At 75.1% G+C, this 6,535-nt stretch carries 5 protein-coding genes and 1 pseudogene; 1 reads left to right on the top strand and 5 read right to left on the bottom strand.

The features are described 5' to 3' along the window. From MHY85_RS19465 to MHY85_RS19445, 5 genes and pseudogenes are all read right to left on the bottom strand, one after another. Positions 1-867: pseudogene (locus MHY85_RS19465) on the bottom strand (hypothetical protein); the annotation flags it as partial. Between the two features lie 4 nt (positions 868-871). Further along, positions 872-1,816, bottom strand: coding sequence for a DUF1861 family protein (locus tag MHY85_RS19460; RefSeq protein WP_239199752.1), 945 nt, complete (start codon positions 1,814-1,816; stop codon positions 872-874). A 61-nt stretch (positions 1,817-1,877) separates the two neighbouring features. After that, positions 1,878-2,792 (bottom strand): carbohydrate ABC transporter permease, encoded by a 915-nt coding sequence (locus MHY85_RS19455; RefSeq protein ID WP_239199750.1) that lies wholly within the window; start codon positions 2,790-2,792, stop codon positions 1,878-1,880. After that, on the bottom strand, positions 2,789-3,778 hold the full coding sequence (locus tag MHY85_RS21980) for a carbohydrate ABC transporter permease (protein WP_239199748.1): 990 nt from the start codon (positions 3,776-3,778) through the stop codon (positions 2,789-2,791). The genes MHY85_RS19455 and MHY85_RS21980 overlap by 4 nt, the downstream gene beginning before the upstream one ends. 120 nt (positions 3,779-3,898) lie before the next feature. Beyond that, positions 3,899-5,149, bottom strand: coding sequence for a sugar ABC transporter substrate-binding protein (locus MHY85_RS19445; protein WP_239199746.1), 1,251 nt, complete (start codon positions 5,147-5,149; stop codon positions 3,899-3,901). A 268-nt stretch (positions 5,150-5,417) separates the two neighbouring features. Here MHY85_RS19445 and MHY85_RS19440 point away from each other — a divergent pair, with 268 nt between their 5' ends. Next, positions 5,418-6,461 carry a LacI family DNA-binding transcriptional regulator gene (locus MHY85_RS19440; protein ID WP_239199744.1) on the top strand — a complete coding sequence of 348 codons (1,044 nt, stop codon included), beginning with the start codon at positions 5,418-5,420 and terminating at the stop codon, positions 6,459-6,461. The last annotated feature ends 74 nt before the right edge of the window (positions 6,462-6,535 follow it).

Here is a 6,535-nt window from a genome sequence, read left to right as displayed (position 1 = left end):
GGGGGCGTCCGGAGCGGACGGCGGGTCGGGGACCGGGCGGACGGCCGCGGCGAGGAGGCAGACGCCGGCGGTGGCCGCCACCAGGGTCGCGGCGAGCGTCGGGGTCCGGCCGGGCGCCCCGCCGGTGGCGAGGACGACGGCCGCGGCGGCGGTCGACGCGACGGCGAGCGACGCCGCCCACCAGGCGAGGGCGTCCCGCGGGGGCAGGGAGGGGCCCGCTCGACGTGGGCCGGCGGGCTGCCGGCCGCGCGCGAGCCGGCCCGCGGACCGCGCGCCGAGCGCGAGCACGGCGGTGGCGAGCGCCGCGGTGAGCGCGCCGGTGAGCACCGCGGCCAGCAGGGCGGTGCCGCGCTGCGCCTCCTGCCACCCGGCGAGCAGCGCGTGCAGGTCGGCGGCGGTGAGCGAGCCCGCGTAGGCAACCGTCCACCGCTCGCCGCCGACGAGCAGGGCGACACCGTCGCCGGCGAGCACCAGCGCGTCGCGGTCGCCGGGCGCGGGCACGGACGCGGCCTCGGCCGCGCGGTCGACCACGAGCGCGTGGGCGTCGGTGGCCAGCACGACGTCGTCCGCGACGAGCGCGCCGTCGGCGACGAGCGCCCGGTCGGCCGAGGCCGCGCCGCGCGTCCCCGCCGTGCCGTCGGCAACCGCCGTGCCGTCGCCCAGCGCCGCGCCGTCCGCGACCGCCCCGGCGTCCGCGATGCTCGCCACGAGCGGCGCGATCCCGGTGGCCGCCTCGGCGGTGCGGGTGCCGGTGCCGGCGACGACGACGGCGAGATCGAGCGCCGCCACGACGAGCAGGACGGCCACCCACGCGCGCGGCATGCCGGCGACCAGGGCGGCGAGGCGGCGGCGCGGTGCGACGGGCACGGGCCTACACCTCGTCCAGCGGGGCGTGCACCGGGCCGAGGTCGACCTCGTACGCCTCGGCGTCGCCGACCCCGCAGTAGACGGTCACCCCGCCGTCGCGGGCGACCAGTGCCCCCGGGAACACCACGTCGACCAGGTCCGGGCGCTTCGCGGGGCCCGCGGGCAGGTCGCGCCGCTCGAACAGCATCCGGGGAACCGTGTGCCGGGCGGTGAGCGGGTCGAGCGTCCAGGCGATCGGGTAGTAGTGCCGGTGCCCGGCGTCGTCGAACCGCGCGAGGTGGCCGAGCAGACCCAGGGTGCCGTCCGGCAGCGGCGTGGCCTGGTTGACCCCGCCCCACTCGGCGGGCAGGAACAGGTGCTCGAGCCGCGGCGCCGCGTCGACGTCGGCGACCGTGAGGTCGGCGAGCGACGGGACCACGGTGACGCCGATCCGCCCGCGCCCGTCCGCGCCGCCCTGCGGGCGGGTGAGCACGGCGAGCCGCTCGTCGGGAAGGTCCGCGAACCGGAGGTCCTTCATCCCCCAGGGCCCGGTGAACGCGGGCTCCGGGCGGGCCGGGTCCGCGAGCCGCAGCACGACGGTCCGGTACCGGAGCGCCGGCGAGCCGTCCGGGAGCGCGGCCTCGACGACCTCGACCCCGCCGAGGTGGGTGACGCCGCGGTGGTCGAAGGTGAACGGGTCCTGCAGCGCGGGCCGCGCCGCGCCCGGCACCGGTGTCCAGACCCCGGCGTCGTCCCGCGCGAACAGGACGGTCTCGGAACGCTCGTCGGCGCGGTCCTCCACGCGTCCGGCCAGCAGCAGGGTGCCGTCCGGCGCGGCGAACGGGGCGGACACGTTGTACACGTCGCGGTCGCCGACGCCGGCGAACCGCAGGCGGCGGGTGGCGGTGGGCGTCGCGCCGGACGCGCGGTGCGTGGCGAGCAGGTCGTCGACCCGGGCGGTCGTGGTCATCGTCGGTCCTCGCTGTCGTCGGGTGGGGCAGGTGCGGCCGCCAGGGCGGCCGGGTGGGCGGTCACCGGACCGCCTCGGAGGCGCGGGAGGGCACGAAGTACCGCTGCATCGTGAAGAACAGGACGAGCATCGGGATCACGGACAACGTGGTGGCCGCCATGAGCAGCGGCCAGTCGGTCTCGAACTGGCCCCGGAACATCGTCAGCCCGACCTGGACGGTGAACTTCTCGACGTCGTTGAGGTAGATCAGCGGCCCGAGGAACGCGTTCCAGGTGCCCATGAACGACGTGACGGCGATGGTGACCACGGCCGGCTTGGACATCGGCACGAAGACCCGCCACAGGATCGCCCACCAGCCCGCGCCGTTGAGGTAGGCGGCCTCGGCGAAGTCGCGCGGGATGGAGCGGAAGAACTGGAACAGGAAGAACACGTGCACCGCCTGCCCGCCGAGCGCGGGCAGGATCAGCGGCCAGTACGTGTTGATCAGCTGCACGCCGAGCGTCTCGCCGACCTCGGCCCAGAAGATGTAGCCGGGCACGATCGTGATCTCGCCCGGCAGCATGATCGTGATGAGCAGGAACAGGAACAACGGCTTCTTGCCGCGGAAGTCGAACCGGGCGAAGCCGTAGGCGACGACGATCGAGACCAGCACCTCGCCGGCCATCACGGCGGTCGTGTACAGCGCGGTGTTGAGGAAGAACCGCGCGAACGGCAGCGCCTCGAACACCTCGCGGTAGTGCTGCCACTGCGGGTCGGTCGGGATCCACTGCGGCGGGATCGCGAACACGTCGCCGTCAGCCTTGAGCGAGGTGGTGATCATCCAGGCGAAGGGCAGCAGCATGGACAGCGCGACCAGGGACAGGGCGAGGTGCTTGGCGACCGAGCGGTGCCACGTCCGCCGGCGCTGCTCGCGGCGGCGGGCCGCCGCGGTGGCGAGGACGCGGTCCCGGTCGGGGGCGGGGGCCGTGGTGGTCATCGCTCCTCGTTCCCGCGGGAGAAGGTCCAGAAGTCGCTGAACCGGAACACGAGCCCGGTCACCGCGAGCACGATCACGAGGAACACCCAGGACATCGCCGACGCGTAGCCCATCCGGAAGTGCTCGAACGCCGTGCGGTAGATGTGCAGCATGAGGAAGTTGCCCTCGCCGCCCGCGCCGCCGAGGACGTAGGCGTCGTTGAACTTCTTGAACGCGCCGATGATCCCCATGACGAGGTTGTAGAACAGGATCGGGCGCATGAGCGGCAGGGTCACGAACCACAGCCGCGCCCACCAGCCGGCTCCTTGCAGCGTGGCCGCCTCGCCCAGGTCCCGCGGGACCTCGTTGAGGGCGACGAGGTACGTGAGCATCCCGCCACCCGCTCCCCACAGCGCGACCATGGTGTACGACGGCAGCACCCACGCCGGGTCGGTGAGCCAGCCCGGCCCCTGCACGCCGACCGCCGCCAGCGCACCGTTGACCAGGCCTGCGGCGGGGTCGAGCACCCAGCGCCAGATGAGTCCGACGGCGACGCCGGAGACGACGGCGGGCAGGTAGTAGATGGTCCGGTACAGGCTCAGGCCGCGGATGTTCGAGTTGAGGACCATCGCGACGGTGAGCGCGGCGGCCATGCCGAGCGGCACCGAGACGACGCCGAACCGCACCGTGACCCACAGCGACTTCCAGAACTGGGCGTCGCGGGCGAGCTCGGTGAAGTTGCCGAGGCCGCGCCAGGTCGGGCTGCCGATGACGGGCCAGTCGGTCAGGCTCATGACGAGCGACATCACCATCGGCACGAGCGCGAACAGCGCGAACGCCACGAACCACGGCGCGATGTAGAGGTAGGCGGGGCTGGGTCGCCGGCGCCGTGGCGCGGCGGCCGCCGCGAGCTCGGCCGCGCGGGTCGCGCGCTCGTGCGCGGTGCGCGTCCGGCGGGTCGGGCCGGTCGGCGCGTCCGGGAGCGCGTCGGGACGGGGATCGGGCACGGGGTCCTCCGGGTCGTCCGGGGTCGTCCGGTGGGTGGTGGGGCGGGGCGCGGCCGGGCGGTGCGCGCCGGTGCGCGGCCGGGCGCCCCGGGGCGGCGCGAGGCCGCCCCGGGTCGTGGCTCAGCGGTCGACGACCTCGCGCATCTTCGCGGCGGTGGCGGCGGCCAGGTCGGCCAGGTCCCCGACGCCCCGGCCGTCGCCGTCCGAGAGGATCGGGCCCTCCAGCTGCTCCCAGATGACCGAGCCGAGCTCGTTCTGCTGCGGCTGGTTGTGGAACCCGCGGGCGATCTCGGCGGAACGGGTGACGACGTCGACGGCGTAGGCCTTCTGCGGGTTTACGTCGGCGATGTCGCCGACGCGCGAGGACACCGGCGCGGGGATCTTCCAGTCGAACATCGCGTGGGTGAGGTCGGTGAGAGCCGCCAGGCCTGCCTCGGTGTCGGTGACGGTGGCGGACAGCACGGTGGAGGCGGTCCAGTTGAAGGTCACGTGCTCGACGCTGCCCGCGGGCATGACCGCCATCCCGACCTCGAACGGGTCCCCGGACTCGGCGACCTTGCGCTCGATGTCGTCCGCGGCACCGCCGACCATCATCGCGACGGTCCCGTCGACGAACGCGGACTCCACCCCGCGAGACTGGGCGAGCCCCTGGGGCATGGTCGCGGTCGCGTCGTTCGCGATCGCGTGCGCCAGCTCGAGCCCCGCGACGGTCGCGTCCGAGTCGACCACCACCTCGCCGTCGGCGGTCACGTAGTCACCGCCCTCGCCCCAGGCGAACAGCGCGACCGGCGGCGTGCCGGTCGTCGCGTAGCCGTACCGGGTGCCGTCGGTCAGTGCGCGGGCGACCTCCCGGAACTCGGTCCACGTCCAGGTGCCGTCGGGCTCGGCCAGGTCGGCCTCGGCGAACCGGTCGGCGTTGTAGTAGACGACGTACGGCTGGCCGATCCACGGCAGCCCGTACAGGGCGCCGCCGACCGTGGCGGGGTCGAGCGAGCCGGGCGGGTAGTCGTCGAGGTCGATCGCGTCCTCGACCCGGCCGGTGAGGTCGGTCAGGGTGCCGTTGTCCGCGTAGGCGGGGACGTACTCCTGCGACAGCCAGAACAGGTCGGGCGCCTGGCGACCGGCGATCATCGTCTGCAGCTTGGTGTAGTACTCCCCGCCGGGGATCACCATCTGCTCCAGGCGGTAGGTGTCCTGGGCGTCGTTGAGCCCGTCCAGGATCGCGTCGAGCTCGTCGGCCTCGGTCTCGTTCGCCCAGGTCGCGACGGTGAACGTCGGCGGGCCGTCCTCGGCATCGGCGTCCCCGCCGCAGGCGGCGAGCGGCAGCACGAGGGCGAGAGCGGCGACGGCGGTCGGCAGGCGGTGGCGCATGCGGTCTCCTCATCGATCCGCGCGGCGGTGCGCGGAGGGCACGGTGGGCGGGCGGGACGCTCGCGCCCGCTCGGCGACGAGGGGTGCGGGCGTCCCGGGATGCGTGCGGCTGAGGGACGTGCTCCGGTTCAAACCGGTTCGAGGATGCTACTCACGGCGCGCTCCGGGCTGTCAAGGCCGGACGCCGAGCGTGTGGAGAACCAGGGGTTGACGCCGCATCCACGCTCTTGCTTCGATCGTCTGAACCGGTTTGAACCAGGGGGTGCAGATGCCTGAGCAGGGGCCGTCCCGGCGACCGACGATCGCCGACGTCGCCGCGCTGTCCGGAACGTCCAAGGGCACCGTCTCGTTCGTCCTCAACGACCGCCCGGGCGTCGCCTCCGCCACGCGGCGGCGCGTCCTGGACGCCATCGACCAGCTGGGCTTCCGGCCGAGCGGGGTGGCCCGCGCCCTCTCCGGGGCGCGGGCGGACGCGGTCGGGCTCGTCCTGGCGCGCAGCCCGGAGACCCTGCGCTCCGACTCGTTCTTCGCGTCGTTCATCGCCGGGCTCGAGCAGGGGCTCTCCGCCGAGGGCAGCGCGGTGCTCCTGCGGTTCGTCGGGGACGACCGTGCCGAGGAGGCGGCTCACCGCGCGCTCGCGGAGCGGGGCCGCGTCGACGGGGTCGTCGTCGCCGACCTCCGCGTCGCCGACCACCGGATCGCGCTGCTGACCGAGCTCGGGCTGCCCGCCGTCACGCTCAACCGACCCGACGTGCCGTCGCCGTTCGCGGCGGTGCGCCACGACGACGCCGCGGCCGTCCAGCAGGTCGTCGCCCACCTGGTCGCCCTCGGGCACCGGCGCGTCGGGCACGTCGGCGGGCCCCTGCGGTACCTGCACGCCCGGCACCGACGGGACGCCTGGCGCGCCGCGCTGCGCGGCCACGGCCTCGAGCCCGGGCCGGACCTGGAGGCGGACTTCAGCGCGCGGGGCGGGGCCGAGGCGACGCACGCCCTGCTCGACCGGGGACCGGAGGAGCGGCCCACCGCGATCGTCTACGGCAACGACACCATGGCGGTCGCCGGGACCGTGGTCGCCCAGGCGCGCGGGCTGGTGCTGCCCCGGGACCTGTCGGTGGTCGGGTTCGACGACGCCGAGCTGTCCGCGCACGTCCGCCCCGCGCTCACCACGGTCCGCACGGACCCGTACGTCTGGGGCGCGGTCGCGGCACGCACGCTGCTCGACGTGGTGCGCGGGCGGCCGGTGCCCGCCGACGTCGAGCTCGACCCGCCGCGGCTGGTGGTGCGGGACTCCACCGCCCCGGTGGCCGGCTGAGCCGCCGCGCCCCGCACGCGTCCCCGCCCCGACGCCCCGACACCGCCGACCCGACGCGCTCGCCCGACCCGACC

It is taken from the genome of Cellulomonas sp. ACRRI (assembly GCF_022346185.1).
In the GTDB taxonomy this organism is placed as follows: Bacteria; Actinomycetota; Actinomycetes; order Actinomycetales; family Cellulomonadaceae; genus Cellulomonas.
Note: the sequence above shows the minus strand (reverse complement) of the source record. Positions and strands in the feature narration are given on the sequence as shown.

Bases quoted from the DNA above. Each gene is read 5' to 3' on its own strand.
- MHY85_RS19460 (WP_239199752.1), bottom strand. From the start codon at position 1,816: ATGACCACGACCGCCCGGGTCGACGACCTGCTCGCCACGCACCGCGCG.
- MHY85_RS19455 (WP_239199750.1), bottom strand. From the start codon at position 2,792: ATGACCACCACGGCCCCCGCCCCCGACCGGGACCGCGTCCTCGCCACC.
- MHY85_RS19445 (WP_239199746.1), bottom strand. From the start codon at position 5,149: ATGCGCCACCGCCTGCCGACCGCCGTCGCCGCTCTCGCCCTCGTGCTG.
- MHY85_RS19440 (WP_239199744.1), top strand. From the start codon at position 5,418: ATGCCTGAGCAGGGGCCGTCCCGGCGACCGACGATCGCCGACGTCGCC.